The 24,900-nt window shown below is 54.9% G+C and carries 22 protein-coding genes; 13 read left to right on the top strand and 9 right to left on the bottom strand.

Translation table 11 applies throughout. The features are described from left to right. The first annotated feature begins 36 nt into the window (after positions 1-36). The 3 genes from HGO41_RS00480 to HGO41_RS00490 are packed head-to-tail and all read left to right on the top strand — an operon-like array spanning position 37 to position 2,727. A complete protein-coding gene (locus HGO41_RS00480) occupies positions 37-1,008 on the top strand; it encodes an ABC transporter permease (RefSeq protein ID WP_013574317.1) in 972 nt (323 codons plus the stop codon). Continuing rightward, positions 1,008-1,865: a MurR/RpiR family transcriptional regulator gene (locus HGO41_RS00485; protein WP_013574318.1), complete on the top strand. Its 858-nt coding sequence runs from the start codon at positions 1,008-1,010 to the stop codon at positions 1,863-1,865. Before HGO41_RS00480 ends, HGO41_RS00485 begins: the two co-directional genes overlap by 1 nt. 1 nt (position 1,866) lies before the next feature. Then, the gene (locus HGO41_RS00490; RefSeq protein ID WP_119261329.1) at positions 1,867-2,727 is read left to right on the top strand and encodes a ribokinase; all 861 of its coding nucleotides are present in this window, start codon (positions 1,867-1,869) and stop codon (positions 2,725-2,727) included. Between the two features lie 74 nt (positions 2,728-2,801). On the opposite strand, the gene HGO41_RS00495 is transcribed toward HGO41_RS00490, so the two are convergent. Beyond that, on the bottom strand, positions 2,802-3,107 hold the full coding sequence (locus HGO41_RS00495; RefSeq protein WP_037036451.1) for an Rdx family protein: 306 nt from the start codon (positions 3,105-3,107) through the stop codon (positions 2,802-2,804). A gap of 220 nt (positions 3,108-3,327) precedes the next feature. Here HGO41_RS00495 and HGO41_RS00500 point away from each other — a divergent pair, with 220 nt between their 5' ends. The 4 genes from HGO41_RS00500 (at position 3,328) to recD (ending at position 13,786) form a co-directional block, all read left to right on the top strand. Next, positions 3,328-4,425 carry an NADH:flavin oxidoreductase/NADH oxidase gene (locus tag HGO41_RS00500; RefSeq protein ID WP_121019592.1) on the top strand — a complete coding sequence of 366 codons (1,098 nt, stop codon included), beginning with the start codon at positions 3,328-3,330 and terminating at the stop codon, positions 4,423-4,425. Positions 4,426-4,596: 171 nt separating this feature from the next. Further along, positions 4,597-8,055: an exodeoxyribonuclease V subunit gamma gene (recC, locus tag HGO41_RS00505; protein WP_250980677.1), complete on the top strand. Its 3,459-nt coding sequence runs from the start codon at positions 4,597-4,599 to the stop codon at positions 8,053-8,055. Beyond that, the gene (gene recB / locus HGO41_RS00510; protein ID WP_250980678.1) at positions 8,052-11,735 is read left to right on the top strand and encodes an exodeoxyribonuclease V subunit beta; all 3,684 of its coding nucleotides are present in this window, start codon (positions 8,052-8,054) and stop codon (positions 11,733-11,735) included. The genes recC and recB overlap by 4 nt, the downstream gene beginning before the upstream one ends. Beyond that, the gene (gene recD / locus HGO41_RS00515; protein ID WP_112197203.1) at positions 11,732-13,786 is read left to right on the top strand and encodes an exodeoxyribonuclease V subunit alpha; all 2,055 of its coding nucleotides are present in this window, start codon (positions 11,732-11,734) and stop codon (positions 13,784-13,786) included. Before recB ends, recD begins: the two co-directional genes overlap by 4 nt. A 20-nt stretch (positions 13,787-13,806) precedes the next feature. Here the strand turns inward: recD and HGO41_RS00520 are convergent, their stop codons facing one another. The 5 genes from HGO41_RS00520 to HGO41_RS00540 all read right to left on the bottom strand — a co-directional run bounded on the left by HGO41_RS00520 (position 13,807) and on the right by HGO41_RS00540 (position 16,942). Continuing rightward, positions 13,807-13,998, bottom strand: a complete 192-nt coding sequence (locus HGO41_RS00520) for a hypothetical protein (RefSeq protein ID WP_013574325.1) — start codon at positions 13,996-13,998, stop codon at positions 13,807-13,809. A gap of 174 nt (positions 13,999-14,172) precedes the next feature. After that, positions 14,173-14,280 (bottom strand): small membrane protein YniD, encoded by a 108-nt coding sequence (yniD, locus tag HGO41_RS00525; protein WP_013574326.1) that lies wholly within the window; start codon positions 14,278-14,280, stop codon positions 14,173-14,175. Then, positions 14,274-14,453, bottom strand: coding sequence for a hypothetical protein (locus HGO41_RS00530; protein ID WP_223509705.1), 180 nt, complete (start codon positions 14,451-14,453; stop codon positions 14,274-14,276). Before HGO41_RS00530 ends, yniD begins: the two co-directional genes overlap by 7 nt. A 96-nt stretch (positions 14,454-14,549) precedes the next feature. Then, positions 14,550-15,794, bottom strand: a complete 1,245-nt coding sequence (locus HGO41_RS00535) for an MFS transporter (protein WP_112151303.1) — start codon at positions 15,792-15,794, stop codon at positions 14,550-14,552. Continuing rightward, complete coding sequence (locus tag HGO41_RS00540; protein WP_037036440.1) at positions 15,791-16,942, bottom strand: serine hydrolase domain-containing protein; 1,152 nt, start codon at positions 16,940-16,942, stop codon at positions 15,791-15,793. The genes HGO41_RS00535 and HGO41_RS00540 overlap by 4 nt, the downstream gene beginning before the upstream one ends. Before the next feature lie 114 nt (positions 16,943-17,056). Between HGO41_RS00540 and HGO41_RS00545 the strand changes: the two genes are divergently transcribed. The 4 genes from HGO41_RS00545 to HGO41_RS00560 all read left to right on the top strand — a co-directional run bounded on the left by HGO41_RS00545 (position 17,057) and on the right by HGO41_RS00560 (position 20,774). After that, positions 17,057-17,965, top strand: coding sequence for a LysR family transcriptional regulator (locus HGO41_RS00545; protein WP_013574330.1), 909 nt, complete (start codon positions 17,057-17,059; stop codon positions 17,963-17,965). Positions 17,966-17,992: 27 nt separating this feature from the next. Continuing rightward, a complete protein-coding gene (locus HGO41_RS00550) occupies positions 17,993-18,484 on the top strand; it encodes a GNAT family N-acetyltransferase (protein ID WP_013574331.1) in 492 nt (163 codons plus the stop codon). Positions 18,485-18,598: 114 nt separating this feature from the next. After that, positions 18,599-19,078 (top strand): 2TM domain-containing protein, encoded by a 480-nt coding sequence (locus HGO41_RS00555; protein ID WP_112151302.1) that lies wholly within the window; start codon positions 18,599-18,601, stop codon positions 19,076-19,078. A gap of 133 nt (positions 19,079-19,211) precedes the next feature. After that, positions 19,212-20,774, top strand: coding sequence for a sensor domain-containing diguanylate cyclase (locus tag HGO41_RS00560; RefSeq protein WP_013574333.1), 1,563 nt, complete (start codon positions 19,212-19,214; stop codon positions 20,772-20,774). 68 nt (positions 20,775-20,842) lie between these two features. On the opposite strand, the gene HGO41_RS00565 is transcribed toward HGO41_RS00560, so the two are convergent. Then, entirely contained in the window at positions 20,843-21,115 is a 273-nt protein-coding gene (locus HGO41_RS00565) for a hypothetical protein (protein ID WP_015689466.1), read from the bottom strand. Positions 21,116-21,205: 90 nt separating this feature from the next. Next, positions 21,206-21,934: a DUF3053 domain-containing protein gene (locus HGO41_RS00570; protein WP_119261334.1), complete on the bottom strand. Its 729-nt coding sequence runs from the start codon at positions 21,932-21,934 to the stop codon at positions 21,206-21,208. 176 nt (positions 21,935-22,110) lie between these two features. On the opposite strand from HGO41_RS00570, the gene HGO41_RS00575 reads away from it, so the two are divergent. Together HGO41_RS00575 and cspE are read left to right on the top strand one after the other, a co-directional pair. Continuing rightward, positions 22,111-23,169, top strand: coding sequence for a DUF1615 domain-containing protein (locus HGO41_RS00575; protein ID WP_250980716.1), 1,059 nt, complete (start codon positions 22,111-22,113; stop codon positions 23,167-23,169). 352 nt (positions 23,170-23,521) lie between these two features. After that, the gene (gene cspE / locus HGO41_RS00580) at positions 23,522-23,734 is read left to right on the top strand and encodes a transcription antiterminator/RNA stability regulator CspE (RefSeq protein WP_013574336.1); all 213 of its coding nucleotides are present in this window, start codon (positions 23,522-23,524) and stop codon (positions 23,732-23,734) included. A 635-nt stretch (positions 23,735-24,369) separates the two neighbouring features. Here the strand turns inward: cspE and HGO41_RS00585 are convergent. Next, positions 24,370-24,507, bottom strand: coding sequence for a hypothetical protein (locus HGO41_RS00585; RefSeq protein ID WP_013574337.1), 138 nt, complete (start codon positions 24,505-24,507; stop codon positions 24,370-24,372). Positions 24,508-24,900: the final 393 nt, after the last annotated feature.

Raw genomic sequence — 24,900 nt, forward strand, 5'->3', positions numbered from 1 at the left:
TTTCTCCGACACCTACAAAGATTAAAGGCCATTATTATGACGACTCAAGGTAATGTTCAGCCCAAGGTTATGCCTTCGGCATTATTTAAATTCAACGTACGCGATGCCGGTACGCTGATTGGCTTAGTGATTATTGTGATCACCTTCTCTTTTTTGTCGCCGGTATTTTTTACCGTCCCTAATTTACTCAATATATTACAGCAGTCCTCCATTAACGGAATTATTGCGCTGGGTATGACGCTGGTCATTATTTCCGGCGGTATCGATCTCTCCGTCGGGCCGACGGCGGCACTTTCGGCGGTGCTGGGTGCCACGCTGATGGTGTCCGGCGTCCCGGTTCCACTGGCAATAATGGCGACGCTGGGTGTCGGCGCACTGTGCGGCGTGTTCAGCGGCATGCTGGTCGCGTATGCCGGTTTACAGCCGTTTATCGTCACCCTCGGCGGACTCTCGCTGTTCCGCGCGCTGGCGCTGATTTTTACCAACGGCAACCCGATTTTTGGTATCCCGATGGAGTTTCGCACCGTCATTAACAGCACGATTTTCGGGGTTCCGGCACCAATCGTGATTGTTATTGCTATCGCGGCGATACTCTGGACGGTGATGAACAAAACGCCGCTGGGGGAATATATTCTGGCCGTGGGCGGTAACGAAGAAGCCGCACGAGTCGCGGGGGTTCCGGTCAAAAGAACCAAGGTCACGGTCTTTGTGATCTCCGGTGTGCTGGCCTCTTTAGCCTCACTGATTTTGATTGGTCGCCTGGGTGCCGCTGAACCGACCATGGGGAATTTATGGGAGCTGGATGCTATTGCTGCGGCGGCAATTGGCGGGGCTTCGCTGATGGGCGGGAAAGGCAGTGTGATCGGCACACTGATTGGCGCGGTTATTTTAGGTTCATTGCGTAATGGTCTGACACTTCTCAATATTCAGGCGTTTTATCAATTGCTTGCTACTGGCCTTATTATTATCATAGCGATGTTGATTGACAGAGCGACACGAGGCAAGTAATGAATCAGGATCCGCGAGCCATTGGTGCTCAAATTCGTATGAAATTGCCACATCTGACGCCGCTGGAAAGAAAAGTCGTCGAAGCGATTACGTCTAAAAATGATTTTTCTGAGCAAACTTCATTAAAAGAAATTGCGCTGGAAAATAATGTTTCTGAGGCGATGATTGTTAAACTGACCAAAAAATTAAACTTTTCAGGATTCAGAGATTTCAGAAGCAGTTTGATTTATTACAACTATTCTGAAGTGGCAAATTTACATGCGGAAATTGAGCCGGGAGACTCGTCGGAACAATTACTTGAAAAAGTATTCCGTACTTCTATTCAGGCAATAGAAGAAACATTATCTATTGTCGATGTTTCGGAATTTAACCGGGCTGCTGACATTTTATTTAAAGCCAGGCACATCGATTTATATGCTGTCGGCGGCTCTGCTGCCGTCGCCAGAGATTTGTCGCATAAATTGCTGAAAATTGGCATTAAAACGACGGTCTACGATGATGCGCATATCATGCTGATGTCGGCAGCGGTCTTATCGGACGATGATGCGGTGGTGGCGATCAGCCATTCCGGTGCCACCCGCGCGGTGAATGATCCGATCAAACTGGCGGCGCGCAATGGCGCCAAAGTGATCGCCATCACCAATTACGCCGAGTCGCCCATTGCGCGCAATGCGCATGTGGTTCTCAATTCAACCTCTCAGGGATCGCACTTGCTCGGGGAAAATGCTGCGTCGCGGATCGCTCAGCTGAATATTCTGGACGCCTTATTTGTGGCGATTGCCCAGAAGGATCTGAAGACAGCAGAAAAAAACCTGATGAAAACCCAGCAGGCGGTTCAGGACCTTCGGGAATACTAAAATGGGTAAAATTTTAGTCACGGGCAGCCTTCATTATGACATCGTGATCCACGCGCATCATCGTCCGGAAAAAGGCGAAACGGTGATCGGCAGCGGCTGTTCATATAAATTCGGCGGCAAGGGCGGGAATCAGGCCGTTGCCGCTGCCAGAGCGGGCGCCGGTGTTCGTTTTGCCGGTGCCGTGGGCGCCGATACGCAGGGGGAATTCCTGCGTGGTGTGCTAAATGAAAACGCGGTCGACAGCAGCTTTATCGCGGTTAATGAAAGCGTACCTTCCGGCATGAGCGTGGCGCTGATGGATGCAGAAGGGGATTACGGCGCAGTGGTCGTTTCCAATGCAAACAACCACATTGATGCCGCGCAGTTTGATGATGATGCCTTGTGGCAGCAGGTTGACATGCTGTTGTTACAAAATGAGGTGCCGGAGGCGGTGAATCTGGCGGCAGCGAAACAGGCGAAACAGCGCGGGATCCGCGTTTGTCTGAATGCCGCACCGGCGCGGACACTTTGTGCTGAGATGCAGTCTGCTGTCGATTTGCTGGTGGTGAATGGCGTCGAAGCCCGTGATCTGAGCGGTATTCCGGTCAATGATTTGTCCGATGCTTGCGTGGCAGCCGAATTACTGAGCCAGCATTCTCCGGCTGTTATCGTGACGGCGGGTGAACACGGTGTGGCCTGGTGTGCAGCTGGCAGACGCAGCCAGTCGATGCCCGCCGAAAAAATAGAGCTGGTCAGTACCCACGGTGCCGGTGACTGCTTTATGGGCACGTTGTGCACATCGCTCTTGCAAGGGAAAACGCTGGCAGATTCCGTCGCAAAAGCCAACCGTGCAGCCGCCGAACACGTCTCCCGCAAAGCCTGACTTTTAATGCCAGTCTTTGTTAAAACGCCAAAAGGCAGGATGAATGTCCTGCCTTTTTTGCGTTTAGCGCACCCTCAGGCCTCACCGTTCTCATCAATCTTCTTCTTATCCACATGCCCCAGTGAACGTTCCGGGAAACAAATATCGCGCACACGCTGTTTAAGCAGTGCGGCGTCCGGGAAACCGCCATCGCGTTTGCGTTCCCAGATAATCTCGTCATCGACTTTGATTTCGTAAATGCCACCGGTGCCGGGGACAAGCGTTACCGACGCCAGATCGGTACTGAACGAATTCAGCAATTCCTGCGCCATCCAGGTGGCGCGCAGCATCCAGTTGCATTGAGAACAATAGGTGATGGTGATGGCAGGTAATTTTTCCATGGTACGACCCTTTTAAGAGGATTTTATCGACGTTTCAGAAATCGGATATTACTGCCCGCTACAGACCTGCGCCAGTTGTTGTCTCAGCCACTGACGGGCGGCGGGGCACCGATTGAGTTATAACGAAAATTGATACGCACTATAATATTTCTACACTTCTGCTTATAGCTCTTTGGCAGCACTCTGTGTGCTCAATGCGCCAATCCACCGAGGAAATTTTATGTCTGCACTATTTACGCCGTTTACGTTGAAAGACGTCACCTTAAAAAACCGCATTGCCGTTCCGCCTATGTGCCAGTATTCCGCCACTGATGGCGTGCCGAATGACTGGCATCAGGTGCATTACGCCACGCTGGCACGCGGCGGCGCGAGCCTGGTGATTGTCGAAGCGACGGCGGTTTCGCCGGAAGGGCGTATCACCCCGGGATGTCTCGGGATCTGGAACGATGAACAGGCTGCTGAACTGGCGAAGATTGCCAAAGCCATCAAAGCCGCAGGCGCAGTACCGGGGATCCAGATCGGTCACGCAGGCCGTAAAGCCAGCGCCAATCTGCCCTGGGAAGGGGACGATCATATTGCTGAAGGCGATCCGCGTGGCTGGGCAACCATTGCGCCATCCGCAGTCGCATTCGGCAAACACCTGCCGAAAGTGCCGAAAGAAATGACCAAAGCCGATATCCAGCGTGTGATGGCCGATTTTGTCGCTGCCGCGAAACGTGCCCGCGATGCCGGTTTTGAATGGCTGGAGCTGCATTTTGCCCACGGCTATCTGGCGCAAAGCTTCTTCTCCGTGCATTCCAACACCCGCACCGACGAATACGGCGGTGATTTTGCCGGTCGCAGCCGTTTCCTGATTGAAACTTTCGACGCCGTTAACGCCGTCTGGCCGAAAAACCTGCCGATTACCGCGCGTTTTGGCGTGATCGAATACGATGGCCGCGATGAAGAAACGCTGGCGGAATCTATCGAACTGACCCGTATTCTGCGTGAGAAAGGGCTGGATATGCTCAACGTCAGCGTCGGTTTCTCGACCTGGGAAGCACAGATCCCATGGGGAGCCGGTTTCCTGGCACCAGTGTCGCGCCGCGTGCGTGCTGAAGCCGGCTTGCCGGTGGCGAGTTCATGGGGCGTTGCGTCGGCAGACGTGGCCGAACGTTGTATCAGCGAACAAGATATGGATCTGGTGATGATTGGCCGCGCCATGCTCGCCAACCCGCATTATCCGTATGCGCTGGCGAAAGAACTGGGCGAGGACAATCCTTCATGGGTTCTGCCTGCGCCTTACGCGCACTGGCTTGAGCGCTACAGCATTCAGTGATCCTAAAATATCTCTGGAAAGAAGCTCGTAAAACGCGCGGGTAATTTTCAGCGCGTTACATTTTGCTACGAGGCAGGCCGCAAGCCCTGCCTCTTTTCTTTTCTGTCCTTTCAATCCTTTCCAAATCAACGCAAAATCTCAACCCTGACAGGCGAAAAAAGGGATGCGGGCGTGAATTCAGGTTTGATGGTATTACACGGAAATCACTCAGAAACGCTGAGGGACGTGCTGGTCTCGTGGATGGCAGCGCATCCGCTGTCGCCGCTGGAAAATGAAGTGATTCTGGTGCAGAGCAACGGCATCAACCAGTGGCTGAAACTGGCGCTGGCGCGTGATGTGACCGACGGTGGCTGCGGAATTGCGGCGGCGCTGGATATCAAACTTCCGGCACGTTTTTTCTGGCAGGTGTACCGCGCGGTGCTCGGCAAAGAACAGGTGCCGGAATCGTCGGCTTTTGACCGTCCGCTGCTGCCCTGGCGCCTGATCCGCCTGTTACCCGAACTGCTTGCCGAACCCGTTTTTGCGCCGCTGGCCCGTTTCTTAATAGATGACGGCGATATGCGTAAATTGCATCAGCTGGCGCAGCGTCTGGCGGATTTATTCGATCAGTATCAGGTTTACCGTGCTGACTGGCTGGAAGACTGGGGCAACGGTCTGGACGTTCTGCGCACCAGCCGTAAAGGCAGCGAGCCCTTGCCGGAAACCCTGCTGTGGCAGCCGCAACTGTGGCGCGCGCTGCTGGCGGATGTACCTGAAAACGAGCGCAACACCAGCCGTGCGGCGCTGCATCAGCGTTTCCTGCACTATGCGCAAACTATTCCTGAAGACCAGCGCCCGGCCGGTTTACCGGCGCGGCTGGTGGTTTTTGGCATCTCCTCGTTACCGCAACAATCCCTTGAAGTGCTGGCCGTGCTGGGACGCTGGACACACATCTTTATGTGTGTGCATAACCCGTGCGAGCACGACTGGAGCGATATCATTGCTGATAAAGATTTGCTGCGCGCAGAGCGGATACGTCAGTTGCGTAAGCCGGGCATGCCGCAGGTCATTGCCGAAGATGAGCTCCATCAGCATGCGCATCCGTTGCTGGCGGCATGGGGCAAGCAGGGGCGTGACTATATCGGTCTGCTGAATGAATACGACAACCACGAATCCTATGCGGCGCAACTGGCGCCGGTGATCCCGCGCATCGACCTCTTTACCTCAAACGGCACCGATACCCTGTTGCATCAGTTGCAGGAAGACATTTTGCAGCTGCGCCCGCTGGCTGAAACCATCGATGAATGGCCTGCCGCTGACGTTCAGCATGACGATTCCCTGCGTTTCTTTATTACCCACAGCGCCCAGCGCGAAGTGGAAGTGCTGCATGACCGCCTGCTGGCGGCGCTCGCCGCAGATCCGACGCTGAAAGCGCGCGACATTATCGTGATGGTGCCGGATATCAACGGTTATGCGCCGCACATTCAGGCGGTGTTTGGCCTGATGGAGCGCAGTGATCCGCGTTATATCCCGTTCACCGTTGCCGATCAGGGACCGCGCCAGAATAATCCGTTACTCGGTGCGCTGGAAAGTTTGCTGGAACTGCCACAGTCGCGTTTTGCGGTCAGTGATTTGCTGGATTTACTCGATGTGCCGTCGGTGCGTCAGCGTTTCGGGATTGAAGAAGAACAACTGCCGCTGCTGCACCGCTGGATCAGAGCCGCCAACGTGCGCTGGGGGCTGCATGCCGAGCAGCGCCAGAGCCTCGAACTGCCGTTATCACCGGAGCAAAACAGCTGGTTCTTTGGTCTGCAACGCATGTTGCTGGGCTATGCGGTGGGCAGCGGCGAAGCCTGGAAAAACATCGAGCCGCTGGATGAAATCGGCGGGCTGGATGCGGCACTGATTGGCCCGCTGTCACATCTGCTGAACTGCCTGGATGACACCTGGCGTCAGCTACGTGAACCTGCGCCTCCGCAGGAGTGGGGCAGGCGTCTGCGTCATATCCTTTCTCAATACTTTAGCGAGGATGACGGTGAAGATGGCTTTATTTTAGTGCGTCTGCACGGTGAGCTGGAAATCTGGCTCGAAGCCTGTGAAAGCGTAGATTTACAGGCCGAACTGCCGCTGTCGGTGGTTCGCGATCACTGGCTGGCGCAGTTCGACCAGTCGGGTCTGACCCAGCCGTTTTTCGGCGGCGCGGTGACGTTCGCCACGCTGATGCCGATGCGTGCCATTCCTTTCCGCCACGTGCATCTGCTGGGGATGAACGACGGTGATTATCCGCGTAACCGCGTGCCGATGGATTTCGACCTCATGGGGCGCGATTACCGCCCGGGCGACCGTTCACGCCGTGAAGATGACCGTTATCTGTTCCTCGAAGCCCTGCTTTCTGCGCGTGAACGCTTACACATTAGCTGGGTGGGGCGCAGCATTCATGACAACACCGAGCGCCCGCCTTCGGTGCTGGTGGCGCAGTTGCGCGACCATCTGGCGGCAGGCTGGAAAGCACAAAGTGGCGAAGATTTACTGCACGCCCTGACCACCGAACATCGTCTGCAACCGTTCAACCGCGACTATTTCAGTCAGGGCAGCCCGCTGTTCAGTTATGCGCACGAATGGCGCGCCGGGCTGGAAGCGGAAGCCGCTGCCGTGGCAGCGCAACCGCTGCAACCGGTGGAACAGGAAAGCGCACTGACGCTGCGTCAGTTGTCGGATTTCCTGTCGGATCCGGTGCGCAGTTTCTTCCGCCAGCGGCTGAATATCTACTTTGAGCTGGAAGATCCGGGCAGCGAAGATCAGGAGCCGTTCGACATCAATGCGCTGGAAAACTGGCGGTTGCAGGATGAGCTGATCCGCGCGCAAAAATGGGCGCTGGAAGCGGGCGTTTCGCGTCAGGACGTTTTACGTCAGCAACTCGAACGTATTGAACGACGCGGCGAGCTGGCACCGGGCGAATTTGCTGCGGTGCTGAGTGACGATCTGGCCGAACCGATGGATACCTTGTTTGCCAGCTATCAGCAGGTTCTCGATGCATGGCCTCAGCCGCTGGCGAATGAGGCGCTGGAAGATAAAACCGGTGGTGTGATGTTCTCCGACTGGCTGAGCGAACTGCGGGCAAATGCTGCGGGCGGCCGTGCCCGCGTGGTGCTGGAAAGTACCGGCATCATAAAAGATCGCGCTTACCGCTTTGACCGGCTGCTGCCTTACTGGGTTGCGCATCTTGCGGGGCATCTTGACGGACAGCCAATGCACACCTTTATCGTCAGCAAAAACGGCACCGCCGAATTACCGCCGCTGGAGATCGCTTATGCGCGCGAACTGTGGGACACGCTGATTGAAACGTGGAAAATCGGGCAGTTGCGGCCGTTGTCGCTGGCGGTAAAAACCGCCTTTGTCTGGCTGAAAAAAGAGGGCACGGCGCACAGCGCAACGGACAGCGATGCCTGGCTTGCCGCCCGCGACAGCTACGAAAATCACGATCCGGCCAACATGAAATTTGGTGAGCGTGACAGCAATGCGTACCTGGCCCGCGCGTGGCCGGACTTTGCCGCACTCTGGTCTGACGGTGAATTTGCCCGGCTGGCCGATGTGCTACTGGCACCGCTGATCAATTATCTTTCCCGCAGTAAGAAAGGAGACAAGGAATGACGGAACAACGTCTGCCATCAGCATTGAATGTGCTGAACTTTCCGCTGACGGGAAGCCGCCTGATTGAAGCCAGCGCGGGTACCGGCAAAACTTTCACCATCGCCGCGCTGTATGTGCGGCTGGTGCTCGGGCACGGCGGCGATAACGCCTTCAGCCGCCCGCTGACGCCGCCGGAAATTCTGGTGGTGACCTTTACCGATGCGGCAACCAAAGAACTGCGCGATCGCATACGTGCGCGTTTATCGCAAGCGGCGGGGTATTTTTTAGGAAATCCTGACGCGGAAAATGACAGCGACGAATTTTTGCAAAATTTGCGTGCGGAATATACGCCTGAGCAATGGCCGGGCTGTGCCCGCAAGCTGCAACTGGCGGCGGAATGGATGGATGAATCTGCCGTTTCCACTATTCACGGCTGGTGTAACCGCATGCTTGGCGAGCACGCATTCGACAGCGACAGCCTGTTTACCCAGACGCTGGAAACCGACCAGACCGAACTGCTGATGAACGTGGTGCGCGATTACTGGCGCAGTTTCTATTTCCCGCTCGGTGAGCAGGAAATCCGTATGTTGCGCGGCTGGTGGCGCTCACCGGAAGACTTACACCGCAGCGTGATGCCGCTGCTGGAATATGCCGGAGAGTTAGGCTCAGATCAGACGCCTGCCGAAGTATGTGAAACGGTGAATAACCTGAAAGCGGCGGAACTGGCTGCGCTGAAACAAGACTGGCCGCAATGGACGCAGGAACTGCGCACAATGCTCGAAGGCGCTGTAGCGGCGAAAGCGGTGAATGGGAAAATTCAGGCGCGATATTTCAATCCGTGGCTGGATAAACTCCACGCCTGGGCGACCAGCGACGAAATAATCCCGGATCTCAAAACCGGCTGGACCCGCCTGACACCGGCAGGCCTAGACGAAGGCTGGAAGCAGGGCGTTGCGCCCGTCCATCCGGCCATTTCGGCAATGGAAACCCTGAAAACCCGGCTGGAAAGTTTGCCGGATGCCCGCAGCGGTTTACTGCAACATGCCTGCCGCTGGATAAAAAATCGTTTTGACCTCGAGCAGCAAAAGCGCGCGCAAATGGGTTTCAACGATTTGCTGACCCGTCTGGACGCTGCGCTCAGCAGCGACAACGGCGCACGACTGGCGGAGATCATCCGTACGCAATTCCCGGTGGCGATGATCGACGAATTTCAGGATACCGATCCGCTGCAATACCGCATTTTCGACGCCGTTTACCGCGTGGCGGAAAATGCGCCGGAGCAGGGGCTGATCCTGATCGGCGACCCGAAACAGGCGATTTACGCCTTCCGTGGTGCCGATATTTATACTTATCTGCGCGCCCGTCGTGATACCGGTGGCCGCCACTACACGCTGGCGACCAACTTCCGTTCTACCCGTGCGATGGTGGCGTCAGTGAATCAGGTGTTTGAACTGGCCGAAAATCGCAAGTCCGGCGAGGGCGCGTTCCTGTTCCGGCGCGGCGCTGAAAATCAGGTGCCGTTCCTGCCGGTAGAAGCCAAAGGACGCGCCGATACGCTGGTAATTGATGATGCCGAAGCCGCTGCGCTGACGCTGTGGTATCCGGAGAATCAGGCGGAAGTATTGCCGAAAAACCAGTATGTCCAGATGATGGCCGACGGCTGCGCCACGGAAATTGTTCGCCTGCTGCGCCTCGGCCAGCAAGGTTCTGCCGGTTTTGGCCTGCCCGGCGAAACGCTGAAGCCAGTAATGCCCGGCGATATCGCGGTGCTGGTGAACACCGGGCGGGAAGCGACCGCAGTGCGCGTTGCGCTGTCGAAACGCGGCGTGCGCAGTGTGTATCTTTCCGATAAAGAATCGATTTTTGAAAGTGCGCAGGCGGGCGAATTGCAATACTGGCTGGCGGCTTGTGCTGCGCCGGAAAACGACCGGTTACTGCGCGCGGCCCTCGCGACACCTTCGCTGAACCTGAGCTGGGAAGCGCTGGACCGGCTCAATCAGGATGAAAGCGAGTGGGAGCGCTACGTTCAGCAGTTTCAGGCGCTGCGTACCTGCTGGCGCAAACAGGGCATTCTGCCGATGCTGCGCCGTCTGATGTGGGAATTCGACGTGCCGCGCCGTCTGCTCGGCCGTGGTGACGAACGTGCGCTGACCGACCTGCTGCATCTTTCTGAACTGCTGCAACAGGCCAGCGTTCAGCTCGACGGCGAGCACGCGCTGATCCGCTATCTGGCGGAACAGTGTCAGGATGAACATCAGGGGGGCGATGCGCGCAAACTGCGTCTCGAAAGCGATGCAGAACTGGTGAAAGTGGTCACGGTGCATAAGTCCAAAGGGCTGGAATATCCGCTGGTATTCCTGCCTTTCGCCTGTGCTTTCCGCGCGGTGAAAAAACAGGACTCACCGCTGAAATGGCACACGGCGGAAGGTGAACTGGAAGTGGCGCTGAGCGCGACGGATGAACAACTGGCGCAGGCCGATCGCGAGCGTCTGGGGGAAGACCTGCGTAAGTTCTACGTCGCGATGACCCGCTCGCGTTACGCGCTGTGGCTGGGCATGGCTCCGCTGAAAGAGTTCGAAAAGAGCGCCTCCGGCTATCTGTTCCACGGCGGCGACGCGATCGATGCGGATGCGCTGCCCGCCAGTTTGCAGGCACTGGAGACAGACACTATTCGCGCCTGGCCGCTGCCTGTTACGGACGGCGCAATCTATCGCAGTGAGCAGTTGCTGCCGGAACTCGGGCCGCGTCCTCCGCTGCGAACGCATAAAGGGCCGCGCTGGTGGGTGTCGAGTTTCTCCGGCCTGCAAATTGCACCGGCAGGCACCTACATGGTGCCGGAGACCCTGAACCGGGAGCCTCGTGGTGAGATCGAAAGCGCAGCGCAGGACAGCTATTTAGAAGATCAGAAAGTATTTGTGGAAGACAAAGAGCCGGTGCCCGGGCTTTTGCAACCGATGACCGGTGAGAATTTGTATGCGTTTCCGCGCGGTCCTGCGCCGGGTAATTTCCTGCACGGTTTGCTGGAATGGGCGGGCGACGAAGGGTTTGCGGCACTGGCGAAGGATCCGGCGAAAATCGCCGATCAGGTCGCGCGGCGTTGTAATACGCGCGGCTGGGAAAAGTGGATCGTACCGCTTTCCGGCTGGCTGACCGCGTTACTGACGCAGCCGTTAGCCCTGCCGGACGGTGAAACCTTCACGCTGGCGGAACTGCCGCCTTATCAGGTTGAAATGGAGTTCTGGTTCTCGCTGACAAAGGTCTCAACTGTTCGCCTCGACAAGCTGGTTCAGCAATACACGCTTGAGGGCGCGGAGCGTGCGCCGCTGCTGGCGGAAGATCTCAACGGCATGCTGAAAGGCTTTATCGATCTGGTGTTTGAACATGACGGGCGTTACTACGTGCTGGATTATAAATCCAACTGGCTCGGAGACGATGCCAGCGGTTATGACCAGGAAAATATGACGCAGTCAATGCGCGAGCACCGCTACGATTTGCAGTTCTCGCTGTATCTGTTTGCGCTGCATCGTCTGCTGAAATCCCGCATACCGGATTATGACTACGACCGGCATATCGGCGGCGCGGTGTATTTATTCCTGCGCGGCAGCCACGCGCCGGGTAACGGCGTCTGCGTTCAGCGGCCGGACAAAGCATTAATGGAACAACTCGACGCTCTGTTCAGCGGCACGGAGGAACACGCATGAAAATCAACAGCCGTGAAGATATCGCACAACTGCTCGCGAGCTGGGTGGAATGTGGCTGGCTGCGCGAACTCGATCGCGCACTGGTGACGTTTCTGGCAAAAGAAGCGCCGGACGCGCATCCGTTATTGTTGCTGGCGACCGCACTGACCAGCTATCAGTTAGGGCGCGGTCATGTGTGTCTGGATTTGCAGGCCACGCTTGATGACAGCGCATTCTCACTCTCGCTGCCACCGGAAGGCGATCACGCTGACGGCGCGGTGATCCGTCCGGCGGCCGTGCTCGACGACCTGAGTTTGCAGGAATGGCTGGCGGCGCTGGTGCACCCGACACTGGTCGGACACCACGAAGGTAATTCGCCGCTGGTGCTGACCGGCCAGCGCCTGTATCTGCGCCGTTACTGGCAGTACGAACAGAATGTGCGGGCGGCAATTGAACAACGTCTGGCGCGCAGTGCGCTGCACACTTTGCCGGTGGAATCTTTGCGTGCGCCGCTGACGGCGTTATTCCCGGCGGATGCGAAATCTGATATCGCCAACTGGCAGAAACTGGCCTGCGCGCTGGCGGCGGGCAGTGCGTTCAGCATTATTACCGGCGGGCCGGGCACCGGTAAAACCACCACGGTGGTGCGTCTGCTGGCGTTGTTACAGACGCTGGCGCTGGAGGAAAATGGTCAGCCACTGCGCATCAGACTGGCCGCGCCGACCGGCAAGGCGGCAGCAAGACTCAATGAATCAATTGCCGGTGCGGTATCGAAGCTGGATCTCAGTGCGCTCGGCAACGGTAATGCGGTGCGAGAAAGTATCAACACCGATGTGGTGACACTGCACCGTCTGCTCGGCAGCCGCCCGGATACGCGGCATTTTCGCCATCATCCGGGCAACCCGCTGATGCTGGATGTGCTGGTGGTTGATGAAGCGTCAATGGTCGATCTGGAAATGATGGCCGCGTTGCTGGCGGCACTCCCGGAACAGGCGCGTCTGATCCTGCTCGGCGATAAAGATCAACTGGCGTCGGTGGAGGCGGGGGCATTACTGAGCGAGTTATGTCAGCGCGCCAACGGCGGCCATTATCTGCCGCATACCCGCGACTGGTTGCAAAGCGTGACCGGCGAACAGGTCCCGGATTCGCTGGTTGATCCCCAGGGTACGGCGATGGATCAGGCTGTAGTGATGCTGCGCCACAGTTACCGTTTTGATGCACAAAGCGGCATTGGTCAGTTAGCGGAAGCAGTAAATGACGGGGATGTGAAAGCGCTGAAACAGGTCTGGAAACATGGATACGCTGACCTGGCGCAACTGACATTGAGCACTGACGATGATGCTGAACTGCGCGACTGGGTGGTGAAGGGCGGCACGAAGCAGTTCCCGGCGGCGGCCAGACGCGAAGGCGTAGAACCTCCGGTCGGCTATCAACATTATCTCAACGTGATGATCCAGGCGCGACCGGCAGACAATGAACCGCCGGAAGCCTTCAACCGCTGGGCGGCCAGAGTGCTTCTGGCCTACAGCCAGTTCCAGCTGCTGTGCGCCTTACGTGGCGGGCGCTGGGGTGTGGAAGAACTGAATCAGCGCATCGCCGACATCTTGCGAAAGGAAGGGTTGCTTAAGGCGTCGATCGGCTGGTATCCGGGGCGTCCGGTGCTGGTGACCCGCAATGATTACAGCCAGCGTCTGATGAACGGCGATATCGGCATCACGCTGGAGATCCCGCATCGTCTTGCCGATGGTACTGTGGTGCCGACCCTGCGAGTGGCGTTTCTGGCCGGAGACGGTACGCAGGATATCCGCTGGGTGATGCCGGGGCGTTTGCAGGCGGTGGAAACCGTATTTGCCATGACGGTGCACAAATCACAGGGATCCGAATTTACCCATACCGCGCTGCTGCTGCCGGAGAATCTCAGTCCGATCCTCACGCGCGAGCTGATTTACACCGGCATTACCCGTGCGCGTCACTGGTTCAGTCTGGGATGTGTCGGGGGAATGAATGCCGTTTTACCGGATGCGGTGAAGCGTCGGGTGTTACGTGCCAGCGGATTAATCGAAAGCGCGTAACGCATACCTGAAGACGAAAATCAGCATTCGTGCTCATGAATTCTGACGAGTTTATGTAGCGTGCGGGCCTTGTTGCCCGCCACTTTGGTGGCTTTGTCCGGATCGCCAGCCACAAATTCCAGCGTCGGTGAGTAATAAAAAGGCAGCCAGCCACCGTAGCCATTCTCCCACTCCCAGCGAACCGGGCAGGGCCACAGAATGTCTTCATGCATGATGTAATAAGTCCATCGCCCATGCGGACGACGAGGTTTTAGTATTTTCATAAACGGGAGAACGGGCTCTTAAAAATCACTCAGGATATTCTGGCTCGCGTAGCGGAAGGTTTCAACCCTCTGACTGGAATGATGCTTATTTAAGCAGTTTTAAGCGGGGTAATTTGCAATACTTTACCCCCAGATCATCGCCGCCCAGCGTAACAGCATCAGTGCGCCACAGATACACAGCAGTACTACGACCATTTTCCAGTGCTTGGTCATCATCCGTTTGGTTACCATTTCTCCTCCTGCAATCCGGACATTGAGTGCGCCATGTGCTGATCAACATAGTGGACAACATGTTCTTTCAGTTCAGGAACGGTCTGATCGGTGAGCCATTCAAACGCCATCAACAGTAAGGCTGCGATGGCAATAACTGACAAAAGTATAACGGCTTTATTGCGTACTTCCATGATTCCCATTGATTCTGAATTGCCTGATTTTTACTTTGCGAGAATAAGCCGCATCGGGAGCGGCTTCAGCATTCTGGTTCCGGAAAGGTTTAGAGATTATACCTTTTCCCCTGATTCGAAACTTTGATCCCGTTTCTGCTCCTCCGGCATTAGTGCTATTTCTTCATGACGGGCTCCCGGGCGGAAACCGTTCTTGCGGGCGCAAACGGCAATAATCAGCCCGGCGACGATAAGCAACTGCATGGCCCACGGAAAGACTGCAATGCCCGCGGTTTCCAGCAGGATCCCACCGGTTACCCCGCCACTGGCAATCGCCAGATTCCACGCCACGACCACCATCGATTGCGCCATATCGGCATGTTCACCGGTAGCGTCAGCAATCGCCGTTTGCAGCAAGGTTGCTGCACCACCAAACGTCAACCCCCACAGCGCGACACACAATGTCACGGTCAGCGGCGAAAAGCGGCTCAGCGCCAGCACGAGTGATAGCAGGGCAAAGGCTATCAGGCTGACCAGCAGGGTGCGCCGCAAATGTTTATCCACCAGCATGCCGGTGATACCAATGCCTGCCAGCGCGCCGAGGCCGAAAACCAGCAATATCTGATCGGCCCGTGCATCAAGCCCGGACAGGCGCAGGAACGGCACGATGTAGGTATAAAGCAGGTTGTGCGCCAGCATCCACAGCAGGATCACCATCAGAATACTGCGCACGCCGGGCATCATCATTACCTGTCTTAAAGGCTGGCGTTCCCCTGCGGCCTGCCCCGGATAGTCCGGTACTTTTTTCACCACCCAGACAATCAGCAGCAACGTGATGGCGGACATCACGCCGAATGCCATGCGCCATCCGAGCGCGGAACCCATCCAGGTGCCCAGCGGAACGCCGACAGATAGCGCCAGAGGTGTGCCGACCATCGCCACCGACAACGCACGCCCTTGCTGATGCACCGGGACCATCCGCCGTGCATAACCGGCCAGTAACCCCCACGCCAGCCCTGCCGCCGCGCCGGCCACCCAGCGGGCGAAGAGCGTCAGGACATAATTCGTCGAGAAGGTGGTGAGGGTATTAAAAATCAGAAAGCCAAAGATTGCCGTCAGCAATGCAGTGCGGCGGTTCCAGCCCCGTGTCAGTGCCGCCAGCGGGATGACGGCCATCAGCGAACCGGCGGCATACAGCGTCACCAGTTGCCCGGCCATCGCCGGTGACACATTAAGATCCGCTGCAATTTGAGGTAGCAATCCGGCGGGCAAGGTTTCGGTCATGATGGCGATAAAGCCGGTCAGTGCCATCGCCAGTAAAGCTGAAAGTGGCAGGGGAGATTTCAAGGCAATGGAATTCATGACTGCGCTCCATACACCGCATCGCGCAGTTCAGTGACGAACGCACCTGACATGCCTTCATACAGGGTATTGGTCAAGGCAACGACGCTCAGTCCGGCGGTACGGTCAACGAACCAGGAATGACCGTAAGCCCCGCCCCAGCGCCACGTGCCGGTTGATTCCGGTGAAGCGGCAGCCTGCGGGTCACGTAATACCGAAAAACCTAAGCCAAAGCCCAGACCCGGGGATTCCGGCAGTTCGGCTCCGCGAGTTTGATCCCGTCCCATTTCATCGACCAGCGCGGACGAGATCAACGGAGCGCCGCCAAGACGCAACATTTCCAGCATCTTCAGTACGTCAGCCGCGCTGCTGACCATACCCGCGCCGCCGGAAGGATAAGCCTGAGCATCGAGTGCGCGCGAAGGTGAGTATTCAATTCCCACGGTATTGTCGAAAGCGGCGACTTTTTCGCCTTCACGCAGACGATGGGGCTGTGGCACATCACTGACATACGGCGTAGCCAGCCGCGCCGGGTCATGTGCGAAGAAACCGGTGTCATGCATGCTCAGCGGGTCGGTCAGTTGCGTTTTTACCACTTCAGCGAGCGGTTGTTTGCAGACCTGTTCCAGCACTGCGCCCAGCACATCCACGGCCAGCGAATACCCCCACGACGTGCCCGGTGTATACAGCAAAGGCACATCCGATAAACGTCGCAGATTTTCCGCCAGCGAAATGCTGCTGCTGTCCATTCCGTCAGAAACCCCTGCGCGGGCATAGGGGCCGTTTTCGTCCGGCTCAAAAAAGCGGTAACTCAGCCCGGCGGTATGACTTAATAACTGCCGTACCGTGATGCGTGCCGGTTGTCCGTCTGGCAGGGTAGGGCGAAACTGCGGCAACCCTGTCTGAATATCGTCATCCAGCGCCAGCTTCCCCTGGGTGATCAGTGCCATTGCCACGGTGGACACAATCGGCTTGCTGACCGATGCCAGACGGAAAAGCGTATTTTCAGTCATCGGTTGGTGGCTTTCCCGGTCGGCAAAACCGGCAGCCTGGTGGTAAACCACCTCGCCGTGAAGGGCGACCATGACAACGGCACCGATCAGTCTTTGTGACTGAATAGCCTGAGCGATAACGCAATCAAGTCGGGATTTCAACGCAGTGGAATTCATGGGATATCTCAGCTTCAGAAAGTGTTAAATCACGATAGAGATCTCCTCAGTGAGGAAAAAGTAGGGTAGGTTTCCATAATATACGGACGATGATGTCCGTAATCGGGGGCAGTAATGGAAAATCTCAGTAGCCTGAATACCTTTGTACAGGTGGCAGAAACCCGCAGTTTTGTGGCAGCCGGGCGAATTTTAGGCGTATCGGCGTCGGCGGTGGGTAAAAGCATTGCGCGCATGGAGACCAGGCTGAATGTGCGGCTGTTTCACCGCAGCACCCGCAGCGTGACGCTGACCGTCGAAGGGACGCTGTTCCTCGAACGCTGCCGGCGCATCGTGGCGGAACTCGAGGCGGCAGAAAGCGAGCTGTCGCAACTGGCGGAAAGTCCGCGCGGCAGGTTGCGGCTGAGTTTGCCTCAGGTCAGCACGCTACTCTTGCCGGTGCTGGGCGAGTTTATGCGTCGTTATCCTGATATCGGGCTGGATCTGGATTTCACCGACCGCATCGTTGATGTGGTGGAAGAGGGGTTTGATGCCGTGGTGCGCACCGGCCAACTGGCTGATTCGCGATTGTCGATGCGCAAGCTGGGTACTTTTCATCATTTACTGGTCGGCGCGCCGGATTATTTTGAACAGTATGGTACACCTGCGAAGCCGCAGGAACTGGTTGAACACCGTTGTCTGCATTTTCGCTTTCCTAATAGCGGAAAGCTCGAACCATGGCCGCTGCCGGAATATCAGGATTTATCGCTGCCGGTATCGATGGTTTGCAATAATATTGAAACGCGCCAATGTTTTGCCCTGCAGGGGCTGGGCATCGCCTGTCTGCCTGATTTCAGTATCCGCAAGGAGCTGGCGGGCGGGCAACTGGTGACCGTGCTGGATGATTACGTGAAGCGCAGCGGTGATTTTTACATTTTATGGCCCTCCGGCGGTTATATGACGCCGAAGTTGCGGGTGTTTATTGATTTTCTCAGTGAACGGGTTTTCCCTGAAAATCCCGAGCTGGCGCTGCTATGTCCTCATTAAATCTGTTGTTAACTAAGGGAGTGTGTGATGAGTCATTCTGTCTTAATTGAACGCTTTTCTGCCGCCGATCAGCGCGGTGTGGTGGATGTGATTTTACCGATCCAGAATCAGGAATTTGGCATTGTCATCACCGAAGAACAGCAGCCTGATCTGCATGACATTCCGCAATTTTATCAGCGCGGCGCCGGGGATTTCTGGGTTGCCCGCTATGAAGGGAAAGTCGTGGGCACGCTGGGACTGAAAGATATCGGCAATGCGCAGACAGCACTGCGCAAAATGTTTGTCAGCGCGCCTTTTCGTGGCAGGGAGTACGGCGTGGCCACATTGTTACTCAACACGTTGCTGCATCATGCCCGGGAGAAAAATGTGAAAGATATTTTTCTCGGCACGACAGACAAGTTTCTGGCGGCGCATCGCTTTTATGAAAAGAACGGTTTTAAGGAAGTCACGGTGCCGGATCTGCCGCCAGCCTTCCCGCTGATGGCGGTAGACAGTAAATTTTACCGGCTAACCTTCTGATTTTTAATACTGTCAGTTTGCTGTCGTGTCCGTGTCAGGTTGCTGTCGTGTTGATTTCCGATCCTGCGTTGCATGCTGATTGGGTGTTCAACATTCACTCTACAGGTAAAAATTATGAATCAGAGCAAAATCAGGCAACTTCGCATTTCCCGTGCATGGTCTCAGGAACAACTGGCAGAACTTTCCTCACTGAGCGTGCGCACGGTGCAGCGTATCGAAAATGGTGAGCAGGCCAGCCTAGAAACCCTCGGCGCTATCGCAGCAGCCTTTGATATCAAGGTTTCTGAACTGACAGAAAACGATGCGAAAACGGGCAGTGCTTCAGGGCAGGCGCTTGACGACCAGATAGAAAAAGCCAGATATCAGGTAGCGGAAGAAAGCAGTTTTTATCGTTCCGTTCTGTTGTGGGCGGTGATCAACGCCGGTCTGTTCGCGATAAACCATTACACCTCGCCGGATTCAGTCTGGTTCGTCTGGCCCCTGTGTATCTGGGGCGGCATTGTGTTGTTGCGGGGGTTACGCATTTTTGTTTTTCGCGGATCAGTGGAGCGCTGGCAGAAGGCGCGTTTACAGAAGTTAATACGCAAGCTCTGATCCGGAAAAAATGCTACTAAAGCGCCCGTGTTAATCGTAAGCAAAACTGCCCTGACTGAGACATATCAAAACCCTTGCCGGACATACTGCTATCCTCTGTAATATTCAGGGTCATTAGCTCAACGGACAGAGAATGGATCAGCAGCGGCGGTTTGCATTTAATCTTAAGAGACTGATATTGCTTCTTGCACTGGTGAGTACGCTTGTCACCTTGCTCAGCAGTTATCTGGCAATTTTTCAGGTAGAGAAGAAGCTCCTTACCGAATCCTCCCTCAGGGCGAGTCAGTCGTTCGCCACACGACTGTCGCTGACGGCTGATTTGTTTTTCAATGCCGCAAACAAGCAGGTGGCCTATAGCGCCGATTTACTCGGCGAGCGGTTTAACAATGTTGATGCACTGACTGAAGAAGCCGATCGTTTGCAGTTGCAAAGTAAGCGCTTCAGCTCGGTGCTGGTGGTGGATACCACCGGCGTCGTGCGTGCGGCTTCACGAAACTCTGCGGCGATGGTCGGTTTAAAACTGGTGTCTGATGCCAATACCGCTGCGTTGAAAACGCAAAATCCAGTGCTCAGTTCCCCCTTTCTCACTCCACAGAATAATCACATCATTGTGCTTTCCTCACCCATCCGTAATGCGCGTGGCGGCTATCTCGGGTATCTGGCCACCGAAATTGACCTGAGCAAAGGCAGCATTGTGGATACGCTGATTAATGCCCGCAATTACCGTAAAGACGCCTATATCTATGTTATCGACCGTGAAGGCGACGTGTTGTATCGCGACGCGTCAGGCTGGAGTGAAAGCGCGCCACAGGGGCATGTGAACAAGGCACTTTTGGGCGGACGGGAGCAGGGTTTTTTGCGTATGGAAAACCTGCAAGGCGAAGAGTCTCTGGCGGGTTTCTCTACGGTGGAGGTGGCGGGCTGGACGGTGCTGGTGCTGCATCCGGCGAAAGCCGATGTGATGCTGCTGTATCACGTAATGATGCAGGTTTTGATCTACACGTTGCCGATCGTCATTCTGGTGTTCATCTGCATCTGGCTGCTGACGCGCTATATTTCGCGGCCGCTGCGACAGCTTGCCTCAAAGGCTGACACCATGGACTCACATGATGTCTCCGAGGAAATTCAGCAGATCAATGCCTGGTATTACGAAGCATCGAAGCTGAAAACGGTGATGTTGCAGGGGATCCGGTTGTTGCATCAGCGTATCGAACAACTGAGTACCGAAGCCCATACCGACCCGATGACCGGGCTGCTGAACCGGCGCGGTTTTTATGAGGCGGTGGATAAACAGCTAAAGGAATCGTCGCGCGTTGCAGTCATCACCCTCGATATCGATCACTTCAAAAAAGTAAACGACACTTTCGGACATGACGTGGGCGATAGGGTGATCACTCAACTGGCGCGCCATATTCTGAGTAATTCGCGGGAAGGCGATCTGCTGTGTCGCATGGGTGGCGAGGAATTTTTACTGCTGCTGCCCGGCGCGTCACTGACGCAGGCCACCGGGCTGGCCGAGCGTTTGCGCAAGCAGGTTGAAATGCAGCAGTTTGAGGGGGCCGGTCAGGTCACGATTTCACTCGGCGTTACCCTGTTCTATCCCGGAAAAGCCAATATTGACGGGGCATTGAAAACTGCGGATAAAGCGCTGTATCAGGCCAAAAATAAAGGGCGTAACTGCGTGGTGAATTTGTAGATTGGATGAGGCTAAACGGTCAGCCAGAAGGATGAGAAAAGGCTCAGGCATCGCGCCTGAGCTTTGACTTAGCGTGAACCCGGCAGCAGGGATTCAGTGCATTTGAAGACATCTTCGCGGAATTTGCGTGAGGCATCATCCAGATCAGCCTGATTGGCGACATCTGCACGGTTGGCTTCCAGCGCCTGATTGACCGCGAGGGTGAACGCATTTTCCTGGCTGGCATTCAGCACATTCCCCACGCTGCCAAACAGCAGACGCATGGCGGAAATCTGCACCAGCAGCTCACGGTTTACGCGCTCAAGCTGGTCAACACGTTTGTTCAGGGTCTCGTCATTCATAGGTGTCTCCTTATTTAATTGCCGCACACCATAACAAAAGCACCGCAATGAAAAAACCGTCTTACGGCGGGCGGGTCTTTGTCTGGTGGATTAACGCACCATTTGCTGCATCTGACGGCTGAGTTGCATCAGTTGCGCATTCAGCGGAACCAGTTGTTGCTGGATGGCGTTGTATTTATCCAGTTGTTTCTGGTTGGCGAATTGCAGACGGTTGCCGGTGATGGTGACGTTTTTGCCCTGACTTTTGATGAAGTCGGCCTTCGCTACAATCAGGTTCAGCACCTGCGGCAATAAATCAAACACCTGCTCAGTGATGGCTGACGGTTTAACGATGGTTTTCTCATACACCTGATCGTAAACCTTCTTCAGGTCTTCCGGCTGTTTCAGCGCTGCATGCTGCGTATCGGCCTGGGTTTTCAGCAGCACGATTTTCTCTTTCCATCGTTCACTGCTGTCAGCCATTTTCTTCAGATCATCGCGCTGCTCAAGCAGGTTACTGACGCTGTTTACGCCGTTCATACCGGCAAAAACCGGCACCAGCGAAGAATCCAGTTCGATATTCATCTGATGATGAAAACCGGTGATAATCGCGTAATCTTTAGTGTAATCGCCAAAATCTTTTTTCTGCGCTTCGGTCAGTTGCGGGACGGCCAGCACGGGTTTATCGAGGATCCGCGACTGAAGAAAATCTATAAAGGCTTTGCGTTGTGCGGGTTCTTTATCACCGCAGCCGCTGAGGACAACAATCATCAGCAACATCATAAAAGGGAGCAAAAATACGCGGTGTGAGGTCTGTAAGCGGGGCGCTGAGTGCATCATTTCCTTGTTCCTTTATCTCCATCATCAGAGCCTTAACCTTAACGCATAAAGATAATTTTTTGCTAGATCAGCATAGCTATCTTCGCTAACGTCACTCTCAGAGTCATTTATTCAGGGAATGTATCACTTTGAAGCATAAGTCATTTTCGATAAAACAGTTTGCGCCGGTGCTGGCCATGATGATCCTCGCGGGGTGTACCTCGACGAAAAAAAGCGCAACGCCGGTGCAAAATCCGCATGACGTGAAAGCGGATATCGTGCGGCTGATGCCGACATCAGCCCCCGACAGAAAAGGTTGGGCGACCGATATTACCGCCGCTTTGACTACGCAGAACATTCCGGCAACCACCGAAAATATCTGTTCTGTGCTGGCGGTGGCGCAGCAGGAATCCAATTTCAACGCCGACGCACCGGTGCCGGGATTAAGCAAAATTGCGTGGAAAGAGATTGACCGGCGCGCCGATGCGGTTCATGTGCCCAATTTCTTGGTGCACACCGCGTTGTTGCTGAAATCCCCGAACGGCAAATCCTACAGCGAGCGGCTGGATAACGTAAAAACCGAGAAACAGCTGAGTGCGATTTTTGATGATTTCATTGATATGGTGCCGATGGGGCAGAAGCTGTTCGGCAATCTGAATCCGGTGCATACCGGCGGGCCGATGCAGGTCAGCATTGCGTTTGCCGAGCAAAACGCCAAAGGCTATCCGTATAAAGTTGAGGATTCAATCCGCAATGAAGTGTTTAGCCGCCGCGGCGGCGTGTATTTTGGCGTCAAACATCTGCTGGGGTATCCGGCGAATTACACTCAGCCGTTATACCGCTTTGCCGACTTTAATGCTGGCTGGTATGCCAGCCGCAACGCCGCATTCCAGAGTGCGGTAAGTAAAGTGTCCGGCATTCCGCTGGCACTGGACGGTGACCTGATTAACTACGGCACTGATAAACCGGGCGGCACAGAGCTGGCGGTACGCACACTGAGCAAACGTCTGGACATCAGCAATTCGGCCATCCGTAAGGCACTGGAGAAGGGCGAACAACTGGAGTTTGAAGAGACCCGGCTCTACAAGCAGGTCTTCGCGCTGGCGGATAAAACCACCGGAAAAAGACAACCACGGGAAATGCTACCGGGCATCACGCTGGAAAGTCCGAAGATTACCCGCAAGCTGACTACCGCGTGGTTTGCTAAGCGGGTAGACGGTCGTCGTGCGGATTGCATGAAAAGAGCGGGAGGATGATTCTTAAAGCCTGCCGGAACCGGGCAGGCTTTCTCATTATTTAATCGGGCTACAGCCGTTGTCACGGGCGGCCTGAGCGATATTTCCGGTTGGAATAAATCCGCCGGTAATATAATCCCGTTGAAATAAAAGCTTGCTTAATAAATCCGCCTGTGTGTAAATAGCGTCAACGGTTTGTGGTTAAGACCTATTTATGTAAGACATTTTAGTAAAGCAGTTCCTGGTTCAAGTGATGTAGCAAATCCTTTCTCCGACGAATTTCCTTCTCTGATGCATCCATAAGTATTTCAAATAAAAACAGACCTATATTGCCCTATGGCATCATAAAATAAAAACGAAGAAGGTATTTTCTATGTCTAATAAAATGACTGGTTTAGTAAAATGGTTTGACGCTGGTAAAGGTTTCGGTTTCATCTCCCCTGCAGACGGCAGCAAAGACGTGTTCGTTCACTTCTCTGCAATCCAGAGCAATGATTTCAAAACCCTGGACGAAGGTCAGAACGTTGAGTTCACCATCGAAAATGGTCAGAAAGGCCCATCAGCGGGTAACGTTGTCGTTCTGTAATGTCGCCTGATATTGAAGGCAAACACTCTGCAATAGCGAAGATGGGTTAAACCCGGAGCAGCCAGAATAATTGTTTCAATATCGACATTATCAATGACAAAAATAAACCCTGGCCAACGCCGGGGTTTATTATATATAAGCTTCTGAATTTATTTCCGGGAGCCATAACAGAAAAGCCAGTTGGATTATTTCACCTGTTGTTTTTTCTGTTATGAAATGGCCGTGCTCAGGCCGCGCAATGTCGGAGTGTTCGATGGACGCTTGCGCCATAATATGACGGCCGGGAAAGCACCGGCAAATTCCCTTTATCCTTTGGGCTGGTTCTGCGTTGGCCGCCATCACTCACCCCAGTCACATACTGATGTATGCTCCCGGGGACGTGTTCTGTTGCCGCCTTCCTGCAACTCGAATTATTCGTGAATAAGCTTTGTGTTCAATCCCGATCCCAATCCAACCTCAATTGCTGCCTTTGCCGAAAAACAGGCAAAAAAAAGCCCGCACGCGGCGGGCAAAATAACAGGGTTCTACAGGGGTATTACACAGGGACATCACACAACATTTGATGGATTTAAGATATCAAACCTTGTGTATGGTTTTGTCATCGCCCGGTAAGGTTAATCCAGCAGATGTAAGCCTTATTTGTCCGCATAATGCGTAATCACCTGATCAATTTTGCTGTCCGCCAGCGCAATGCCCTTCTGTATCAGAGACTCAGAACCGATGCTTGCCAGCACGATAACCACGGCAACAATCATTAATCCTTTGTATGTCATGATGAATCCTTCCGCATAGCTTAATGAATGGCAGCATTATGCGACGATACGGCAAGTATCGCCACAGGAAGAGAAAGCAGAGGGAAAGGCGTTATGCGCCTAAATGGCCGACAGTGAAATACGTGACCAAACCAACGATCACCAGCAGCGCAATCGCAGAGGCAGTATAAAGAATGATGCGTTTAGGGCTGTAAAATGCCATGAAATGTCCTTATTTATCCGTCGTCGTTAACGCTGTTTACTCACAGAAGTTCCATCATCAGGGCCATCACATAACCGATCCCGACAGAGCCTCCTGCCATCATTAACCAAAAAGCAGTGGCCTTCATTTCACACTCCTTGTGCGGGACGAATTGTCCCAATCATTTGTTTCATGATGCAATTATAACAAAC

The organism is Rahnella sp. CG8 (genome assembly GCF_023701875.1).
In the GTDB taxonomy this organism is placed as follows: domain Bacteria; phylum Pseudomonadota; class Gammaproteobacteria; order Enterobacterales; family Enterobacteriaceae; genus Rahnella; species Rahnella aceris.

Excerpts from the sequence above, each read along its gene's own strand:
- HGO41_RS00480 (WP_013574317.1), top strand. The coding sequence starts at position 37 with ATGACGACTCAAGGTAATGTTCAGCCCAAGGTTATGCCTTCGGCATTA.
- HGO41_RS00485 (WP_013574318.1), top strand. The coding sequence starts at position 1,008 with ATGAATCAGGATCCGCGAGCCATTGGTGCTCAAATTCGTATGAAATTG.
- HGO41_RS00490 (WP_119261329.1), top strand. The coding sequence starts at position 1,867 with ATGGGTAAAATTTTAGTCACGGGCAGCCTTCATTATGACATCGTGATC.
- HGO41_RS00495 (WP_037036451.1), bottom strand. The coding sequence starts at position 3,107 with ATGGAAAAATTACCTGCCATCACCATCACCTATTGTTCTCAATGCAAC.
- HGO41_RS00500 (WP_121019592.1), top strand. The coding sequence starts at position 3,328 with ATGTCTGCACTATTTACGCCGTTTACGTTGAAAGACGTCACCTTAAAA.
- recB (WP_250980678.1), top strand. The coding sequence starts at position 8,052 with ATGACGGAACAACGTCTGCCATCAGCATTGAATGTGCTGAACTTTCCG.
- recD (WP_112197203.1), top strand. The coding sequence starts at position 11,732 with ATGAAAATCAACAGCCGTGAAGATATCGCACAACTGCTCGCGAGCTGG.
- HGO41_RS00520 (WP_013574325.1), bottom strand. The coding sequence starts at position 13,998 with ATGCATGAAGACATTCTGTGGCCCTGCCCGGTTCGCTGGGAGTGGGAG.
- yniD (WP_013574326.1), bottom strand. The coding sequence starts at position 14,280 with ATGGTAACCAAACGGATGATGACCAAGCACTGGAAAATGGTCGTAGTA.
- HGO41_RS00530 (WP_223509705.1), bottom strand. The coding sequence starts at position 14,453 with ATGGAAGTACGCAATAAAGCCGTTATACTTTTGTCAGTTATTGCCATC.
- HGO41_RS00535 (WP_112151303.1), bottom strand. The coding sequence starts at position 15,794 with ATGAATTCCATTGCCTTGAAATCTCCCCTGCCACTTTCAGCTTTACTG.
- HGO41_RS00540 (WP_037036440.1), bottom strand. The coding sequence starts at position 16,942 with ATGAATTCCACTGCGTTGAAATCCCGACTTGATTGCGTTATCGCTCAG.
- HGO41_RS00545 (WP_013574330.1), top strand. The coding sequence starts at position 17,057 with ATGGAAAATCTCAGTAGCCTGAATACCTTTGTACAGGTGGCAGAAACC.
- HGO41_RS00550 (WP_013574331.1), top strand. The coding sequence starts at position 17,993 with ATGAGTCATTCTGTCTTAATTGAACGCTTTTCTGCCGCCGATCAGCGC.
- HGO41_RS00555 (WP_112151302.1), top strand. The coding sequence starts at position 18,599 with ATGAATCAGAGCAAAATCAGGCAACTTCGCATTTCCCGTGCATGGTCT.
- HGO41_RS00560 (WP_013574333.1), top strand. The coding sequence starts at position 19,212 with ATGGATCAGCAGCGGCGGTTTGCATTTAATCTTAAGAGACTGATATTG.
- HGO41_RS00565 (WP_015689466.1), bottom strand. The coding sequence starts at position 21,115 with ATGAATGACGAGACCCTGAACAAACGTGTTGACCAGCTTGAGCGCGTA.
- HGO41_RS00570 (WP_119261334.1), bottom strand. The coding sequence starts at position 21,934 with ATGATGCACTCAGCGCCCCGCTTACAGACCTCACACCGCGTATTTTTG.
- HGO41_RS00575 (WP_250980716.1), top strand. The coding sequence starts at position 22,111 with ATGATGATCCTCGCGGGGTGTACCTCGACGAAAAAAAGCGCAACGCCG.
- cspE (WP_013574336.1), top strand. The coding sequence starts at position 23,522 with ATGTCTAATAAAATGACTGGTTTAGTAAAATGGTTTGACGCTGGTAAA.
- HGO41_RS00585 (WP_013574337.1), bottom strand. The coding sequence starts at position 24,507 with ATGACATACAAAGGATTAATGATTGTTGCCGTGGTTATCGTGCTGGCA.